The sequence below is a fragment of the Candidatus Poriferisodalis sp. genome (genome assembly GCF_965208485.1).
In the GTDB taxonomy this organism is placed as follows: Bacteria; Actinomycetota; Acidimicrobiia; order Acidimicrobiales; family Poriferisodalaceae; genus Poriferisodalis.
On record NZ_OZ242344.1, the window covers coordinates 1,904,262 to 1,920,266 of the forward strand.

Genomic DNA, 16,005 nt, shown 5'->3' on the forward strand with positions numbered 1-16,005 from the left:
TGGGCCGTGCTCCTTCGGCGGTGTGCCGGGAGCTGGAACGCGGCCGCGGCCCGGAGGGCGTCTATCGGGCTGGGCCCGCGCAGGCCGCAGCGGACCGGCGTGCTCGGCGGTCTCGGGTTTGCAGGCTCGCAGCGGATCCCGAGCCGGCAGGGGAGGCGAAGAGCCGCCTCAAGCTGGGCTGGTCGCCGCGTGCGGTCAGCGCCGGCCTCGCTGCGGGCGAGCGGGTGTGCGCTGAGACGATCTACCGGTGCGCGTACAGCAGTTGCGCGCTCGGCGCCGACGCGTGGCGCGATCTGCCCCGCCGGCGCCGCTGCCGCAAGCCCCGCAGCCGCGCTGGTGCCCTCAGGGCCAGCCCGCTGGGGGACTGTCGGCCCATCAGCGGGCGGCCTGCCGCCGCCGCGGACCGCGCCGAGCCCGGCCGCTGGGAAGGCGACCTGATCGTCGGCGCCGCGAACAAGACCGCCGGGGGAATTCACCGGTCGATTTCACGGCTTCCACCGCAGCCGGCAGCGCCGCCTGACCGCCGGCGATCAGCGCTGCGCCGGGCCGACACGAGTCTCACCGGCGAACCGCCGATTCGAGTACTGATCACCGCATTCTTCTGGCAGCCCGACGAATCAGGCGTACTGGGCGGCGGCTTGGTGCTCCAGCCAGCCCAGCAGGATGGCTACGGCCCGAGGGTCGTGGCGGATGCGGTGATCGGCGCCTGTGATGAGGCGCAGCTCGAGCTGCAAGCGCGAGCCCTCTGCCGGAATCACGCCCACAGGGTAGAGATCGGTGCAGCGGTGATGCGGTCGGCCAATTCGTACGTATCGGGTCCGGTGTGGAGAACGACACCCGCCGAGAAGTGCTCACCGAGCTCGTCGCGCAGCCACTCCAGGTGGCGCGCGTCGCTTCGGCCGATTCGAGCTGCTGCCTTGATCTCGATGCCGACGAGCTGCGTGCCGCCGAACTCCGCTACCACGTCGACCTCGTGGCGGCCGTCAAGCGTCCGCAAGTGCGAGAGACGGAAGCCGGACCGAGCGACGATCGCCTCGGCGCGGAGCTGCGCGACGACGAACGTCTCGATCAGGCTGCCGAGCAGGGCAGGTGACGATGCAGCCTCATCGACCCCAATCTGGAGAATTCCGGCCAGCAGCCCGGAGTCGATGATGTATCGCTTCGGAGTCCGAGCGAGCCTTCGCAGCTGATTGCTCGACCATGGGGGCAGGTCTCCTGTCACCATGAGGTCGTTGAGCAGTGCGTCGTAGGAAGTCGCCGCGTTGCGGCTGATGCCTGCAGCGTCGTAGATCGTCTTGTGCTGGGCTACGTGCCCCGAGACGAGCGCGCACGCCTGCAAGTAGCGCCGCAGGCGAGTCGAGTCTCGGCTCTCGCCATAGGCGGAGGCGTCGCGCAGTGCGACTTGATCGGCGTAGCTCTGGTACCACGCCGCTGCCGCTCTGGCCCCCAAGCTCAAGGCCGGTTCCGGGAACCCGCCTGCGAGGGCCAGCCGCAGGTAGTCAGTCACGTCCAATGGCGGCCCAAGTGCTCGCTGCGGCGTTTCCCCAGCAGCGAGACGATCGATCAAGGGGTTCAGCGGGCGCTGCTTCTGCTCGGCAATGGTCATCGGATACATCCGCAGGATCACCACGCGACCGGTGCCCGGCCACATGTCGCCGCCGCCCAGCGCTCGTGCGGAGCCGGTGAGGATGAATCGGCCCGGCCGCCACTCGGTGTCGACGGCCCGCTTCACTGCTCCGAGCACGCTCGGGACTGCCTGCCATTCATCGAGCAACACCGGTTCGGTCTTGTCTCGCAGCGCCGCGTCGGGGTTGATGTGGAAGATGCCTGCTTCTTCGGTGTCGAGCCGCACTGTGGTGCGCACGAATCGACCTGTCGTCGTCGTCTTGCCGCACGCTCTTGGCCCCACGATCATCAGCGCCGGAAGCTCTCCGAAGTACTCCTCGATGAGCGGGCCGAGATGCCGCGGCACGTATGCGTCCACACGCCAAGCTTAGCGAGAGATGGCCGTGACGTAAAATGTTTTCAGTGACAGATGTTATTTCATGTCAGCAGTGATCCAGTATTTCATGCAATTGCTGCTTCGATGCCACAGCAAACAAGGCCAGCCAGTGCGGATGCTGCGCCCGCGGGATCTGCGGTGTCCGCGGCGAGCGTCGAAGCGCCGGCTTCGGCGGCGGTGTTGCGAGCCAACGAGGCAAGCAGCCTGCGGACGCCCGACGGATTGCGATCGACACCGTTGACGCGGGAAATGTCGGTGCGGCTGATCTCGTCGAGGTAGCCGCGCATGAGACGCTGCACAGTCGCTGCATCGGCTTCTCGGCGCACGAGATCGGGTCAGCCGCCACGGCAGGCCGCCTCAACGATGTCCCCGAGGCGATGACCCGAATCGGCCGCGGAGCACCGCTCGCCGCATGGGTCAGTCGCCGCATGGGTCAGTCGTCGAGGCGCCAGTCGACCGGCTGGCGGCTGTCGGCAACCAGTGCAGCGTTGGCCCGGCTGAACGGCTTGCTGCCGAAGAACCCGTTGTGCGCGCTCAGCGGTGACGGATGGGGCGATTCGATGACGACATGCCGAGTGGTGTCCACGAGCGGCTTCTTGCGGCGTGCAAACCCGCCCCACAGGATGAATACCACCCGCTCGGGTTTCGCGTTCACCGCCCGGATCACCTCGTCGGTGAAGGTCTCCCAGCCGGCCGAGCGATGTGACGCTGCCTGGCGGGCACGCACCGTCAAGAACGCGTTGAGCAGCAGCACGCCTTGACGTGCCCATCCTTCGAGATTGCCGTGCGAGGGGGGCTCGACGCCGAGGTCGTCGCGCAGTTCGGCGAAGATGTTCTGCAGCGACGGCGGCTGCGGGATGCCGTGAGGCACCGAGAAGCACAGCCCGTGCGCCTGGCCGGGGCCGTGGTACGGGTCCTGGCCCAGGATCAGCACCTTGACGTCGGCGTAGGGCGTCAGGTGCAGCGCCGCGAAGACCTGGTCATGGGGCGGGTACACCGCGCCTTGAGCACGCTCGTCGGCAACGAACTGCTGCAGGATCGGCCAGTACGGCTTGTCGAACTCGCCCCGCAGGATCGGGTTCCAGTCGGTGCGCGGCACGCCCGCGTCAGCCCTGCCCTAGGAGCCCTGCACTAGGAGATCGTCTCGGCGGCGGCGGCCGACATCTCGATGCCCCGCCCGATGCGTGCTCGATAGAGGTCGAGATCGACATCGGCGGCGGGCTTCTGGCCGCGCATGTAGCGGGCGTACACGCCGTGGATGATGCACGCCGACTTCCAGTGATTGAAGCTGACGTAGTAGGCCAAGTCCGACAGGTCGGCACCGGTTTGCTGCTCGTAGCGCTCGATGAGATCGGCGCGCCCCACGAAGCCGTCCACCAGCGTGGGCGGGTCGGAACCTTCGAGGATCTCGTCGGCGGGCTCGGTCCAGCTGTTCAGCGCATAGGCGAAGTCGGCCAGTGGGTCGCCAAGCGTGGAGATCTCCCAGTCGAGCACCGCCTGCAGCTCACCCGCGGGGTTGAACAGGCAGTTGTGCAGCCCGTAGTCGCCGTGCACGACCCGGGCCGGACCCTGGGTGGGCTTGCGTTCCTGCAAGAGGTCGTGCAGCTCGTGCACCACGGGCGTGTCGTAGTTCGCCGATTCCGCCGAAGCCGTCCACGACCGATACCAGGTGCGGATCTGGCGACCGACATAGTCGTCCTTGCGGCCGAGCTCGCCCAATCCGACATCGTCGGGGTCCACCGAATGCAGCGCCGCCAGCACGTCCATGAACGACATGCCGACGTGTGCCCGGCCCTCGGCGGTCAGGTGCTCGCGGGCATCGGCCGACTCGAACAGCGGCTTGCCCTCGACGTAGCTCATCACGTAGAAGTGTGCCCCGGTCACGTCGGGGCTCTCGCAGTAGCCGTAGGCCTTCGCGACCGGCACGTCGGTGGACCCGAGGCCGCTGATGATGGTGAACTCGCGCCCCATGTCGTGGGCCTTGGGCAGCAGCTCCCCCATCGGCGGCCGCCGGACGACGGAGGTCGTGCCGTCGGCGGCCGTCAGCTTGTACGTGAGGTTGCTGTGCCCGCCCTCGAGCTGGCTCCAAGCGAACGGCGGCTCGAGACCGTCGACGTTGGCGTCGATCCACGCTTCCACCGCGGGAACGTCATACCCGAGAATGCCCGAAGCCACAGCGCCGTCGGTCGCCCCGTCCGTCATCTCGCCTGTCCCCCCTGCGCCGATGCTCGCTCGCCTGGTGCCGACGCGGTCTGCACACACTACGGCAACTGCCTCACGCGACCGCAGGCTGTGCACGACCGCTGAAGATGGCCCATTCGGAGCAGCAAAATCGCCGCAAAGCACCACGGCACTGGCCGGTAGCGTCGGCGCCATGGATGAGATCGATCCGGAAGTCACTTCCCCGCCCCTGCACATGACCCCGGATGAGTTCCGGCGCCACGGCCGGGAGATCATCGACTGGATCGCCGACTACTGGGAGCGCATCGAATCGCTGCCGGTGGCTTCGACCACCCAGCCCGGCGACATCCGAGCGCTGCTGCCCGCCGCCGCGCCCGAAGAACCAGAGCCATTCGAGAACCTGCTCGCTGACCTCGACCGGGTGATCGTGCCCGGGGTCACCCATTGGCAGCATCCCGGCTGGTTCGCCTACTTCCCCGCCAACAACTCCCCGCCCTCGGTGCTCGCCGACGCTGTCTCGTCCGGGCTCGGCTTGATCGGCCTGCTGTGGGCCGCCTCGCCTGCGCTGACCGAAGTCGAGAGTCACATGCTGGACTGGCTCGTCGACCTCCTCGACCTGCCCGATCACTGGAAGACCACCGCCGGCGGCGGCGGCGTCCTGCAGGGCAGCGCATCGGACGCCACCCACGTTGCCCTCGTAGCGGCCCGCCACCGTGCCGCCGAGCGCAGCACCCAGCCGGCAACGCAGATGGTCGCCTACACCTCAGCCCAGGCGCACAGCTCGGTGGAGAAGGGCGCCAACGTGGCCGGCTTCGGTGTGGTGCGCCTCATCGAGACCGACGAGAGCCACGCGATGCGGCCCGATGCCCTCGCGTCAGCCGTCCAAGCCGACTTGGGCGCTGGACTGGTGCCCGCGTTCGTCGGCTCCACCGTCGGCACTACGGGCACCACTGCGGTCGACCCCGTGCGGGCGACCGCCGAGATCGCCATCGAGCACCAACTGTGGCACCACGTGGATGCCGCGTACGCCGGCACCGCCATGATCTGCCCCGAGTTCCGCCACCACCAGGACGGCATCGAGCTCGTGGACAGCTACGTCTTCAACCCGCACAAGTGGATGATGGTGAACTTCGACTGCTCGGCGTTCTACGTCGCGGAGAAGGCAGCCCTCACCGACGCCCTGTCGATCGACCCGCCGTATTTGCGCAATACCCAGAGCGATGCCGGCAACGTGATCGACTACCGCAACTGGCAGGTGCCGCTGGGCCGCCGCTTCCGGGCGCTCAAGCTGTGGTGGGTGCTGCGCAGCTACGGCGCGTCGGGCATTCGCCAGATGGTGCGCCATCATGTGGCGATGGCCCAGGAGCTCGCGCAGCGGCTCAGCGAAGACTCCCGCTTCGAGATCGTGGCCCCGCACCCGTTCTCGCTGGTGTGCTTCCGCTGCCGGGCCGCGGACGCCTCACCGGCCGCGCACGACGCCGCCGACAGCGCCACCGATGCCATAGCCGCTGCCGTCAACGACAGCGGCCTAGCGTACCTGACGCCGTCGAAGCTGGATGGGCGCAGCATCATCCGCGTCGCCGTCGGCCAGTCGCGTACCGATCGCTCCCGGATGGACATGCTCTGGAAGCTGATCAGCGAAGCAGCAGTCTGACTGCGGCCAGCTCGACCAGCCCGGCCAGCTCGACCAGCCCAGCCAGCCTGCCCAGCTCAGGCGACCGGCTCGAAGGTGCCGAGCGCGGCCAGCAGGCGGTCGTTCTGCGATGGCGTTCCCAAGCTGATCCGCACGCCTTCGCCCTCGAACGGGCGCGTCACCAGACCCTGCTTCTCCAGGCTGACGAACAGGTCCATCGCGCTGTCCTCGACTGGCAGGTACAAGAAATTGGCCTGCGACGGCACCACGGGCCAGCCTTGGGCGACTATCGCTGTGCTGACGCGTTCCCGCTCCGCCAGGATGCCGGCGACCCGTTCATCCAGTTCGACGCTGGCCTGGGGCTCCAACGAGGCGAGCGCCGCGGTCTGCGCGAGCCCGCTGACGATGAACGGGAGCGCCACCTTGTCCAGTGCCCCGATGACATCGGGGTGCCCGACGCCGTAGCCGACGCGCAGGTTGGCCAGCCCGTACGCCTTGGAGAAGGTACGGAGCACCAGGGCGTTCGGGTGGGTCGGCAGGATCGCCTCGATCGGATCGGCCACCGACGGGTCGGTGACGAATTCCCGGTAGGCCTCGTCGATCACCACGATCACCTCCAGGGGCACCGCTGCCAGCAGGCGCTGCAGCTCGGCCGTCGTGCACGCGGTGCCGGTCGGATTGTTGGGGGTGGACAGCACGATGATCTTGGTGCAGATCTTGGTGCGATCGGTGACCGCCGCGGCGACGCCGTCGAGGTCGAACGCATGGTCGACCAGCGGCACGGTCACCGCCTGTGCGCCAGACACGGCGCAGAACACCGGGTGCACTTCGAACGAGCGCCACGGGTACACCACCTCGTCGCCCGGGTCGACGTAGGCGGCGAACAGCTGCTGCAGCACGCCCACCGAGCCTGAGCCGACCGTGACCTCGTCCAGCCCGACACTGTGCCGATCGGCCAACGCCTCCCGGACCTCCATGCAGCGATGGTCCGGGTAGCGGTTCATGCCCAACGCTGCCTCGGAGACCGCCTTGGCCACCGAGGGCAGCGGGTCGTTGGCGTTCTCGTTGGACGCCAGCTTGATCGCCTCGGCCAGGTTGTGCTCGGCTTCAGCCTGCGCAGCCGACCGCCCCGGCTTGTACTGCGGCAGACCCTCCACGGCCGCCCTGGGTCGTCCGATCACTGGCCGGCCTTTCGCTCGCCTGCGCGGCACCGCCGCCAACAGGGTCGGCGACGGATCAGCCCGGGTGAAGCTAGCGCCGTCGAGGCTTGCTGGACAGCCCGGAGTTTCGATACCCGCAGCGCTGTGGATCGCGTCCCGGGCAGGCCGACCGGTTCGGGCGCATCAGCACCGGCGTCAGTCCAGCGACGCCATCAAGGCTTCGACGATCCGCGAGACGAGACTGTCTGTCTGCGGTGACGCCGTCATCACATCCTCGTGAGAGAACTGGGCATCGAGGTGGGGTTGTGGCACGGTGCCGACTTCGACGGTGCGCCGGGTTGTGGCACCGTCAATCAGCCAGTCGAGTCGCAGATGCGTGCCGACACTTGAGGTGCCCACCCCCTCGTAGCCCATGAAGTGATAGCGGAAGTTGAACCTGACCATCTCGTCGCCACTCAGCCGGAAGCCCGGCACCGCGATGAGTTCCTCGCGCAGCTTCAGCCATCCGGGTTCAGCGAACCATTCCTGTGTGTCCATGTTGTTCTGGCCGCGGCCGATCCTGCCCCATGCCCGGTGCTCGCTGAACAGCCGGGATCCGATCTGCTCGCAGTGCGGAAGGACACCGGCCACCAGCGGCTGCACATGTGCCCGGTATACCGCGTCGACAACCTCGACATCCCGCTCACTGGGACCAGGTCCTCGCTTGCGCTCGATGAACTCAGCTACCTCGTGAGCGATGTGCAGGCGGTCGAGCACGCCGGCCACGCCCGCCAGGGGGACCACATCAGCGCCGTTGCGCTGGGTGTGCTGTGCGCCGCCGTACACGACTGTCTTCGACGCCACATCGGGCACCAGTTCGGCAACCTTGTGCAGGGACGTGAAGAACGAGCTCGTGACGGTCGTCGAGGACTTGATCTCCATCGCGGCGATGCCCTCGCCGGTCTCGCACAGCAGATCGCATTCGAGCCCGTTCGAGTCTCGAAAGAAGGTCAGCCGCGGGTCGCGGCCCCGGTTGAGTCGCTGCTTGAGCGCTTCTGTGACGGCAATGTTCTCGAACAATTGGCCGCGCAACGGGTGAGCGGCGACCTGCGACGGGTGGTCGATGCCGATGAGGTAGCTGGCCAGCCCGGTGTCGCAGAAGTACATCTTGGGAGACTTCACGAGCCGCTTGCGGATATTGGCGTGGTACGGCTGCAACAAGAACACGATGTAGCTGCGTTCAAGAATGGTCAGCCACTCGCGTGCTGTCCCATGAGAGATGCCGACATCTGTCCCGAGCGAATTGAGATTCAGCAACTGACCGACCCGCCCGGCGCACAGACGCACAAACCTCCGGAAGTTGGTGAGATTGCGAATCTCGTTCGTGCGCCGGACATCACGCTCGACATAGGTCTCGAAGTAGTCGGCGAGTGCCCTGCTCGGTTCGAGACCTTCGTCGTAGATGCGGGGGTAGAAGCCTGTAGCGATGATTTCGTCTATGTCGTCGCTGGCGCCGGTCCTGGCCCGTTCGGCCAGCGAGAACGGCAACAGCCGAAGCAACGCCGTGCGACCTGCGAGCGATTGGCCCACCGCATCGGAGAGCCGGAACTGCTCGCTCCCGGTGAGGACGAACTGGCCCGCACGGCCGGTCTCGTCAACTTCGCCCTGTATGTAGGAGAGCAGCTGCGGGACTCGCTGGATCTCGTCGATGACCGCCCCGCCGCGCGCCAGAGCCAAGAAGCCGCGAGGGTCGGTCTGGGCGAACTCTCGCTCGTCGGGATTCTCCAGATTGAGATACCGCATCCCGTCGAATGTCGCCCTGCAGAGTGTCGTCTTGCCCGACTGGCGCGGACCGGTCACCGTCACCACCGGAGACGCACGGGCGAGCCGCTGCAAGAGCGATGTGATCTCCCGCTCAATCATGACCTGATGGTAGCAGGGTTTTATACAATTTGTAAATTCAAATGTGATATTGCATAACTTGAGCAATTATCCCCGGGGCTGAAGCTCACGCTGGGTCGACGTCGCCCCGCAGCTGGAACCATCTGTCGATGACAGGCGACGGCTGGCACGGTCGCCTGCACACGCGGCGATCAGCGCAACTGCGGCTAGGAGACTGCTGAAGCATGCTGGTCTGGCCGGAAGCGCAAGCCCCTGACCTGCGGGTTTGCAACTGGACACCGCCTGAAAATCGACTTTTTCAGCATCCTGCTAGAGGCGTCGGTTGGCGCAGTCGCCGGGTGCGGCGGCGGCCCGGAAATCGTCGGCGACCTGCTCCATCGTGGCGAAGGTCACACCCGGTCGGGATGCCATGTGATCGATCAGGCGCTCGAGCATCAGCATGCGGCTGCCTCGCCCGATGCACTGGGGATGCATGGTGAGCACGAACACCCCGCTGCCGACCCGCTCGTAGAGGTAGTCGAACTCGGCCGACCACACGTCATAGACGTGATCGGGCGTGCGCAGCCCCTGCACGGTCGGCCCGTCGTAGCTGAAGTACGGCCAGTCGTCCAAGATGTACTCGAAGGGCAACTGCACCAGGTCCACCTCGTCGCCGAATCGGTGCGGCCCGTCGGTGGTGGGCACGTCGCCGAGCCGGCACCACGTGGGCGCGTAGTCGTGGCGCGCCATGGAGGAGTCGTAGGAGAAGCCGTGCTCGATGAGCAGGCTGATCCAGCGGTCGCCGCAATTGCCGCCCGGCACCCGGTGCCCGACCGGTGCACTGCCCGACAGCTGTTCCAGACAGTCCATGGAGCGGGTCAGGATCGCCCGCTCGTCGGCTTCGTCGCGTTTCGAGGACGGAGCCTCGTGGCAGTAGCCGTGGTAGCCCACCTCGTGCCCGTCGGCCGCCACCCGCGCGCACACCTCGCCGAAGGTGTCGATGGTGTGACCGGGGATGAACCAGGTAGACGGGATGCTGCGCTCCTCGAGCAGGTCGAGGAGCCGGTGCGCCCCGATCGACGCGAACTCGCCCCGTGCGGTCAGGTTGGGCGAACGCGAACCGCGGGGACCGGTCCAGATCGAAATGGCGTCGAAATCGAAGCTCAGACAGACCGTGACCGGGCCGTGTGCGCCGTTGGATGCCCCGCTCGATGCGGCAGTGCCATTGGACAAGCTCATCTGAGGACCCTAGCGGTGCGTCGGCAGTTTGCACAGGGCCTGCCGAAGCCTGTTTCCGCAGGTCAGCGGGCCGCGACCTGCCCGCAAGAAAACCGCGACACACCACTAGCGAAACTGCATTCGGGGAAGCCACGGCGGGAGCATCACTGCGAGCTTCATGGCCCGCGATACAGCAGGTCTCGGGCAGTACCGTGATCCGATGCCGGAATCGCCCGATGCGGCCGCTGCCGTCGCGCCGCCGCTGGCCGGGATGCGAGTGCTGGAGATGTCCACCGGCATCGCCGGTCCGTTTGCCGGCCGGCTGCTCGCCGGTGCCGGCGCGACTGTCGTCAAGGTAGAACCGGCCGGCGGCGATCCCGCGCGGCACCAGCCGGTGGACGATGTGCCGCTGGCAGACGGCGAGCTGAGCCCGCTCTTCGTGCACCTGAACGCAGGGAAGCTGAACTGCGCGGCTGACGACGTCGATCCGGCCTGGCCCGATGTCGTGATCGCCAGCGAGACGGTTGCGGGGCTTGCGGGAGGGCCGTGGGACCCGCAACGATTGGCCGAGGACAGCGCTGGCGGTGAACGAGTACCGAAGCTCGTCACGGTGACAGCCTGGGGTGCCGGTGCCGACGATCCGGGCGTGATCGCCGATGAGCTGCTGGTGCAGACCGCCACGGGTTTTCTGGGCTTCAATGGCGACGAGGGTGCCGAACCGCTGCGGCTGCCCGGCTGGCAGGCCCAGTACACCGCGGGCGGGCTGACGGCCTGGGCCGCGCACCTGATTCTGCGACGGCCAGAGATCCATATGGATGTCTCATGGCTGGGAGCGCTGCTCACCGCCGTCGAGCTCTGCTACTGCGACGCGCTGCACTGCGAGCGTCCGAGGCCGCTCGTCGGTCCCCACCCGCCCACGGCCTACCCGTCGGGAGCCATTCGCTGTGCCGACGGCTTCGTATGCCCCGGCTCACTGCGGCGGGACGACTGGGAGATGCAGTGCCTGCACGTCGGCGTGCCCGAGTGGATCGACGATCCGGAGCTCAGCCACCGCCATCGCCGGGTCCGCCACATCGACAAGATTCGCGAAGTCATCGAGCCCTGGTACGCCGCACGCACCAAACGCGATCTGTTCCAGTTTGCCCTGGACACGCCCTGGGCGGTGGGCATGGTGATGACACCGCTCGATGTCCTGGCTGACGAGCACCTCGCTGCGAGAGGTTTCCTGGGCAAGGTCACAACCGCTGCTGGCAGCGCTGCGTCACCCATCCGACCGTTCAACGCACCCGGCCTGCCGGTGCCGGACCAGCGGGTCAGCGACATTGCTGCTGATCCGTTCCCCGCGACTGCAGACCGCGATGCCGGTGCCGCGCCAGGAACGCCCGTGACAAGGATGCGCCCGGCGCGCCGCCTGCGCATCATCGAGATGACCATCGCCTGGGCCGGACCGTACGTCGGCAACCTGCTGACCCCGCTGGGCATCGACGTGATCAAGATCGAGGCGCAGAATCCATTCGACGGCTTCCGGACCCAGCGACCCTACGACCACGGCATGGCGCCCGGCCTCGAGCATCTGGTCAACGACAACCGCTTCTTCGAGGCGGGCGGCCACTTCAACGCCGTCAACAAGGGCAAGCGCGACTGCGTGGTCACCCTCGCCACTCCCGAAGGCCGGGACGCGTTCTTGGAGCTCGTCCGCAACTGCGACGGGATCGTGGCCAATTTCTCCGCGCATGTGCTGCCACAGCTCGGCCTCGATTTCGAAACGCTGGCCGAGGTGAACCCGCGTCTCGTGCTGGTGCGCATGCCGGCATTCGGCGTCGACGGCCCTTACGCGGACGCTGTCGGCTACGGCTCGATCATCGAGGCCATGGGCGGCTTGGGCCACCGTCAGGGCTACGAGCACGAGGGCGCGCGCATCTCCAACATCTACTTCCCCGACCCGATCGCAGGCATCACTGCCGGGTTCGCCCTGCTGAGCGGCCTGCAGCACGCCGAGCGCACCGGGCGTGGCATCGAGATCGACGTCTCCCAGCAGGAGGGCACCTGGCAGCACAGCGGCGAGGCCATCGTGCTGGCCTCGCAGGCAGGACGCGACATCGGCCGGATGGGCAACCGCGAACCCGGCGCAGCGTGGAGCGGCTTCATCGAAGGCACCGACGGCTGGCTGGCCGTCGTAGCCGACGGTTCTTCGCTCGGGTTCAACACACTCAGCGTGATCCGCGGCCTGCTCGACGAGACCGAGTCCAACGGCGGCCGGCCCACCTGGTCGCGAGCTGACCTGCATGCAGCCCTGCGCCTCGCCGGGGCGCGCGCCGAGCCCTGCCGCGACCCTTGGACCGCCCCGGCGCACGAACCGCTGTCCAGACACATCGAGATAGTCGAGCATCCGATCACCGGACGGCGACGCCACATCGCCAGCCCCTTCACGCTCGACGGGAACCGCCCGTCTCAAGCAGGCCCATCCCCCCTCTTCGACCAGCACACCGACGAGGTCATGGCCGAGATAGCCGGCCTAGACCCAGGCCAGATCGCCAACCTCCGCGCCGCCGGCCACATAGGCGGCGAGCTCCCGCCGCCCGCCGAGCTCGGCTTCGTCTACGACTGACCGTCGCCCCTGCCCTCGCACACCACGGAGGCAAACGCACACCGCGGACTACCGTGCTCGGATGCAGATCGAACCGTTCCAGATCGACGTCCCAGACGAGCAGCTCGCAGACCTCAGGGAGCGCCTGGCAAGAACCCGCTGGCCGGACGAAGAACCGGTCGACGACTGGTCCCAGGGCATACCCCTGGCCTATGTCCAGGAAGTATGCGGCTACTGGGCCGACACCTACGACTGGCGGGCCCGCGAAGCCGCACTCAACCGGTTCGACCAGTACACGGCCGACGTCGACGGCATGAACGTGCACTTCATCCACGTCCGCTCTCCCGAGCCCGATGCCATGCCGATCGTCATCACGCACGGCTGGCCCGGCTCAGTGGTGGAGTTTCACAAGGTCATCGAGCCCCTGGCCGATCCGGTCGCGCACGGCGGCAGCGCATCCGACGCCTTCCACGTCATCTGCCCGTCGCTGCCGGGGTACGGCTTCAGCGCCAAGCCGACACAGCCCGGCTGGGGAATCGAGAAGATCGCCGACTGCTGGGCCGAGCTGATGACCGGCTTGGGCTACGACCGCTTCGGCGCTCAAGGCGGCGACTGGGGGTCAGCGGTCACCAGTGCGCTCGGCAGCCGCCACCCTGACCGCTGCGTGGGCATCCACCTGAACATGGTGATGCGCGGCAGCCGACCCAAGGATCGCGAACCCAACGACGAGGAGATCGCCGCTCTTACCAAGGCAAAGCACTACAACGACTGGGACTCCGGCTACTCGAAGCAGCAGTCCACCCGCCCCCAGACGCTGGGCTACGGCCTGACTGATTCTCCTGCCGGCCAGGCGGCATGGATCCTGGAGAAGTTCTGGGCGTGGACCGACTGCGACGGGCACCCGGAGAATGCGCTGGGCCGCGACGAGATGCTCGACAACGTGATGCTGTATTGGCTGAACGCCAACGCGGCCTCGTCCGGCCGCCTGTACTGGGAGAGCTTCCGGCAGCTCCCCCGCATGACGGTGAATGTCCCCACCGGCGTTGCCAAGTTCCCCGCCGAGATCATCCCGCCGGTTCGCGCATGGTCCGAGTCGATCTACTCCGACATCCGGCACTGGACCGAGATGCCCGCAGGCGGCCACTTTGCGGCCTTCGAGCAGCCCGAGCTGTTCGTCGACGACGTGCGAGCCTTCTTCCGCCTGCTGCGATGACCCGCACTGCGATGGCCCAGGACTCGCTGGGGTCGGCCGGGAGATCGCTCGCCATGACCCTTGGCCGGCATGTCGGCTGACGTCGGGCCGTTCCTGGCTGGCAACACCATGGACCGGCCGCTGCTGGTCCCGAGCCTCATTTCCTACGCAGCCCGCAGTCATGCCGCCACCGAGGTCGTGGCCGTGGACTCAACGGGCGTCACCACTCGCAGCACGTGGCGGGAGGTGGGCGAGCGGGCCCATCTCGTGTCAGCAGCGCTCGTCTCCGACGGCATCGGGCCCGGTGACCGCGTCGCCACCATCGCGTGGAACGACCACCGCCACCTGGAGGCCTACTACGGCATCACCGGCATCGGCGCCGTGCTGCACACCGTCAATCCGCGGCTCCACGACGATCAGTTGGCATTCATCCTCAACGACGCCGCCGACAGCGTGGTGCTGGTGGACGCTTCGTTCGTCGAGATCGCCGCCCGCCTGGCCCCGCGCTCGCCCGCGGTCCGCCGGTGGGTGGTGCTCGGCCGGCTCGATGTGCCTGTCGGCTTGCCCGGCGAGATCGCCTATGAGGACTGGATCGCCGGTGCGCCAGGCCCTGCACCGTGGCCGGAGTTCAGCGAGCTCTGCGCCGCCACGCTCTGTTACACCTCGGGCACCACCGGCAATCCCAAGGGCGTCTTGCAGAGTCACCGGTCGATCGTGCTGCAGACGTGGGCCTGCTGCACCGGCGACGGCCACGACATCCACTCGGGTCAGGCCGTGCTGGGCGCAGTGCCGATGTTCCACGTGAACGGCTGGGCGCTGCCGTTCGCCACCGCAATGAGCGGCGCCAAGCTCGTGCTGCCGGGCCCCGACCTGAGCCCGGAGGCGCTGGTGAATCTCATCGAGGCCGAGGACATCACGTTCTCGGCGGGGGTCCCCACGATCTGGCTGGGGGTCGTCAGCTACCTGCAGGCCAGCGGCCGCACGGTGCCCTCGCTGCAGAAGGTGGCGGTGGGCGGCTCGGCCGCGCCCCGGGTGCTCATCGACACGCTCGAGGACGACTACGGCGTCACGGTCAGCCATGTGTGGGGCATGACCGAGATGACCCAGGGCACGTCGGGACGCTTCACGCACCGGGTCGAGCGCGCCAGCCGTGACGCACAGCGGGTCCGCCAGGCGAAGGCGGGCCGCGAGCTGTACGGCATCGAGCTGCGGGTGGTCGACGACGAAGGGGCGGAACTGCCCCGCGACGGCCTCAGTGTCGGCGAGATACAGGCACGCGGCCCGTGGATGTGCGGCGCGTACTACGGCGGCGCGCTGGCAGACGCCGACGCGTTCGTTGATTCGTTTGTGGGCGAGGCTGTTGGCGGCTGGCTGCGCACTGGTGACGTGGGCGCCATCGACGGCGAGGGCTACCTCACCCTCACCGATCGGTCCAAGGACGTGATCAAGAGCGGGGGCGAGTGGATCAGCTCCATCGAGCTCGAGAACGCGGCACTCGACGCCCCCGGCGTCGCGGCAGCCGCTGTCATCGGGCTGCCGCACGAGCGCTGGGGCGAGCGGCCGCTCTTGCTCGTCGTGCTCGATCCCGGTGCCGCGCTCGATTCGCAGAAGGTGCTCGACGCTCTCAGGCCGCAGGTGGCGTCGTGGTGGTTGCCCGATGGCATCGTCGAGGTGCCCGAGATACCGCTGACCGGCACTGGCAAGATCGACAAGAAGCTATTGCGGAGCCGTTTTGCCGACCACGCCTGGCCCTCGATCTGAACCGCTGCACTGCACCCGAAATCACGCAGACCCCCAGTAGCATGGTTCATCGGATAGGGGCGCAAGGTGTTTGTCATGGCTGCTGGTCGCACGACGTTTGAGAAGCTGCAACGGGACCGGGCCAAGAAGGCAAAGGCCGAGGCCAAGCGAGCCAAGCGCATGGGCAAGGTGCCCCAGAGCGGCCCGCTGGTCGCAGCCGAGCCTGAGTCCGAGGGCACCGGTGCGGTCCTCGACGGCAATCTCGACGAGGAGCTCTCTGCCGCCGACCTGATCCGGCTGGTCGAAGAAGTGCAGACGCAGTTCGACAACGACGAGATCACCTTCGACGAGTACGAAGAGCGCAAGATCGAGCTGCTCGCCCGGCTGCCCACCGACTGAGCAGATCTACGGAATTCAGCTCAACGCGTCGCC

The 16,005-nt window shown here is 67.6% G+C and carries 13 protein-coding genes; 5 read left to right on the forward strand and 8 right to left on the reverse strand.

The genetic code is table 11. From position 1 onward, the window contains the following. Positions 1–617 precede the first annotated feature (617 nt). The 5 genes from ACOGXQ_RS08795 to ACOGXQ_RS08815 all read right to left on the reverse strand — a co-directional run bounded on the left by ACOGXQ_RS08795 (position 618) and on the right by ACOGXQ_RS08815 (position 4,204). On the reverse strand, positions 618–758 hold the full coding sequence (locus ACOGXQ_RS08795; protein ID WP_419947030.1) for a hypothetical protein: 141 nt from the start codon (positions 756–758) through the stop codon (positions 618–620). Next, positions 755–1,984 carry an ATP-binding protein gene (locus tag ACOGXQ_RS08800; protein ID WP_419947031.1) on the reverse strand — a complete coding sequence of 410 codons (1,230 nt, stop codon included), beginning with the start codon at positions 1,982–1,984 and terminating at the stop codon, positions 755–757. Before ACOGXQ_RS08800 ends, ACOGXQ_RS08795 begins: the two co-directional genes overlap by 4 nt. Before the next feature lie 83 nt (positions 1,985–2,067). Continuing rightward, the gene (locus ACOGXQ_RS08805) at positions 2,068–2,328 is read right to left on the reverse strand and encodes a hypothetical protein (protein ID WP_419947032.1); all 261 of its coding nucleotides are present in this window, start codon (positions 2,326–2,328) and stop codon (positions 2,068–2,070) included. Positions 2,329–2,435: 107 nt separating this feature from the next. Next, on the reverse strand, positions 2,436–3,101 hold the full coding sequence (gene ung, locus ACOGXQ_RS08810) for a uracil-DNA glycosylase (RefSeq protein ID WP_419947033.1): 666 nt from the start codon (positions 3,099–3,101) through the stop codon (positions 2,436–2,438). A gap of 32 nt (positions 3,102–3,133) precedes the next feature. After that, entirely contained in the window at positions 3,134–4,204 is a 1,071-nt protein-coding gene (locus ACOGXQ_RS08815; RefSeq protein ID WP_419947034.1) for a phosphotransferase family protein, read from the reverse strand. A gap of 172 nt (positions 4,205–4,376) precedes the next feature. On the opposite strand from ACOGXQ_RS08815, the gene ACOGXQ_RS08820 reads away from it, so the two are divergent. Beyond that, the gene (locus ACOGXQ_RS08820; RefSeq protein WP_419947035.1) at positions 4,377–5,837 is read left to right on the forward strand and encodes a pyridoxal-dependent decarboxylase; all 1,461 of its coding nucleotides are present in this window, start codon (positions 4,377–4,379) and stop codon (positions 5,835–5,837) included. Between the two features lie 56 nt (positions 5,838–5,893). Here ACOGXQ_RS08820 and ACOGXQ_RS08825 read toward each other — a convergent pair whose 3' ends face one another. The 3 genes from ACOGXQ_RS08825 to ACOGXQ_RS08835 form a co-directional block, all read right to left on the reverse strand. Continuing rightward, positions 5,894–6,997, reverse strand: coding sequence for a histidinol-phosphate transaminase (locus ACOGXQ_RS08825; RefSeq protein WP_419947036.1), 1,104 nt, complete (start codon positions 6,995–6,997; stop codon positions 5,894–5,896). A gap of 174 nt (positions 6,998–7,171) precedes the next feature. After that, positions 7,172–8,878, reverse strand: a complete 1,707-nt coding sequence (locus ACOGXQ_RS08830) for an ATP-binding protein (protein WP_419947037.1) — start codon at positions 8,876–8,878, stop codon at positions 7,172–7,174. A gap of 288 nt (positions 8,879–9,166) precedes the next feature. After that, positions 9,167–10,075 (reverse strand): polysaccharide deacetylase family protein, encoded by a 909-nt coding sequence (locus ACOGXQ_RS08835; RefSeq protein ID WP_419947038.1) that lies wholly within the window; start codon positions 10,073–10,075, stop codon positions 9,167–9,169. A gap of 199 nt (positions 10,076–10,274) precedes the next feature. Here ACOGXQ_RS08835 and ACOGXQ_RS08840 point away from each other — a divergent pair, with 199 nt between their 5' ends. From ACOGXQ_RS08840 to ACOGXQ_RS08855, 4 genes are all read left to right on the forward strand, one after another. Beyond that, positions 10,275–12,662: a CoA transferase gene (locus ACOGXQ_RS08840; protein ID WP_419947039.1), complete on the forward strand. Its 2,388-nt coding sequence runs from the start codon at positions 10,275–10,277 to the stop codon at positions 12,660–12,662. A gap of 61 nt (positions 12,663–12,723) precedes the next feature. After that, a complete protein-coding gene (locus ACOGXQ_RS08845; protein WP_419947040.1) occupies positions 12,724–13,854 on the forward strand; it encodes an epoxide hydrolase family protein in 1,131 nt (376 codons plus the stop codon). A 69-nt stretch (positions 13,855–13,923) separates the two neighbouring features. Then, positions 13,924–15,594, forward strand: a complete 1,671-nt coding sequence (locus ACOGXQ_RS08850; RefSeq protein WP_419947041.1) for a long-chain fatty acid--CoA ligase — start codon at positions 13,924–13,926, stop codon at positions 15,592–15,594. A gap of 75 nt (positions 15,595–15,669) precedes the next feature. Then, positions 15,670–15,972, forward strand: coding sequence for a hypothetical protein (locus ACOGXQ_RS08855; RefSeq protein WP_419947042.1), 303 nt, complete (start codon positions 15,670–15,672; stop codon positions 15,970–15,972). Positions 15,973–16,005 lie beyond the last annotated feature (33 nt).

What these genes read in the sequence shown, in the direction of transcription:
- ACOGXQ_RS08855 (WP_419947042.1), top strand. Translation starts at nt 15,670, where the DNA reads ATGGCTGCTGGTCGCACGACGTTTGAGAAGCTGCAACGGGACCGGGCC.
- ACOGXQ_RS08820 (WP_419947035.1), top strand. Translation starts at nt 4,377, where the DNA reads ATGGATGAGATCGATCCGGAAGTCACTTCCCCGCCCCTGCACATGACC.
- ACOGXQ_RS08815 (WP_419947034.1), bottom strand. Translation starts at nt 4,204, where the DNA reads ATGACGGACGGGGCGACCGACGGCGCTGTGGCTTCGGGCATTCTCGGG.
- ACOGXQ_RS08850 (WP_419947041.1), top strand. Translation starts at nt 13,924, where the DNA reads ATGTCGGCTGACGTCGGGCCGTTCCTGGCTGGCAACACCATGGACCGG.
- ACOGXQ_RS08830 (WP_419947037.1), bottom strand. Translation starts at nt 8,878, where the DNA reads ATGATTGAGCGGGAGATCACATCGCTCTTGCAGCGGCTCGCCCGTGCG.
- ACOGXQ_RS08835 (WP_419947038.1), bottom strand. Translation starts at nt 10,075, where the DNA reads ATGAGCTTGTCCAATGGCACTGCCGCATCGAGCGGGGCATCCAACGGC.
- ACOGXQ_RS08840 (WP_419947039.1), top strand. Translation starts at nt 10,275, where the DNA reads ATGCCGGAATCGCCCGATGCGGCCGCTGCCGTCGCGCCGCCGCTGGCC.
- ACOGXQ_RS08845 (WP_419947040.1), top strand. Translation starts at nt 12,724, where the DNA reads ATGCAGATCGAACCGTTCCAGATCGACGTCCCAGACGAGCAGCTCGCA.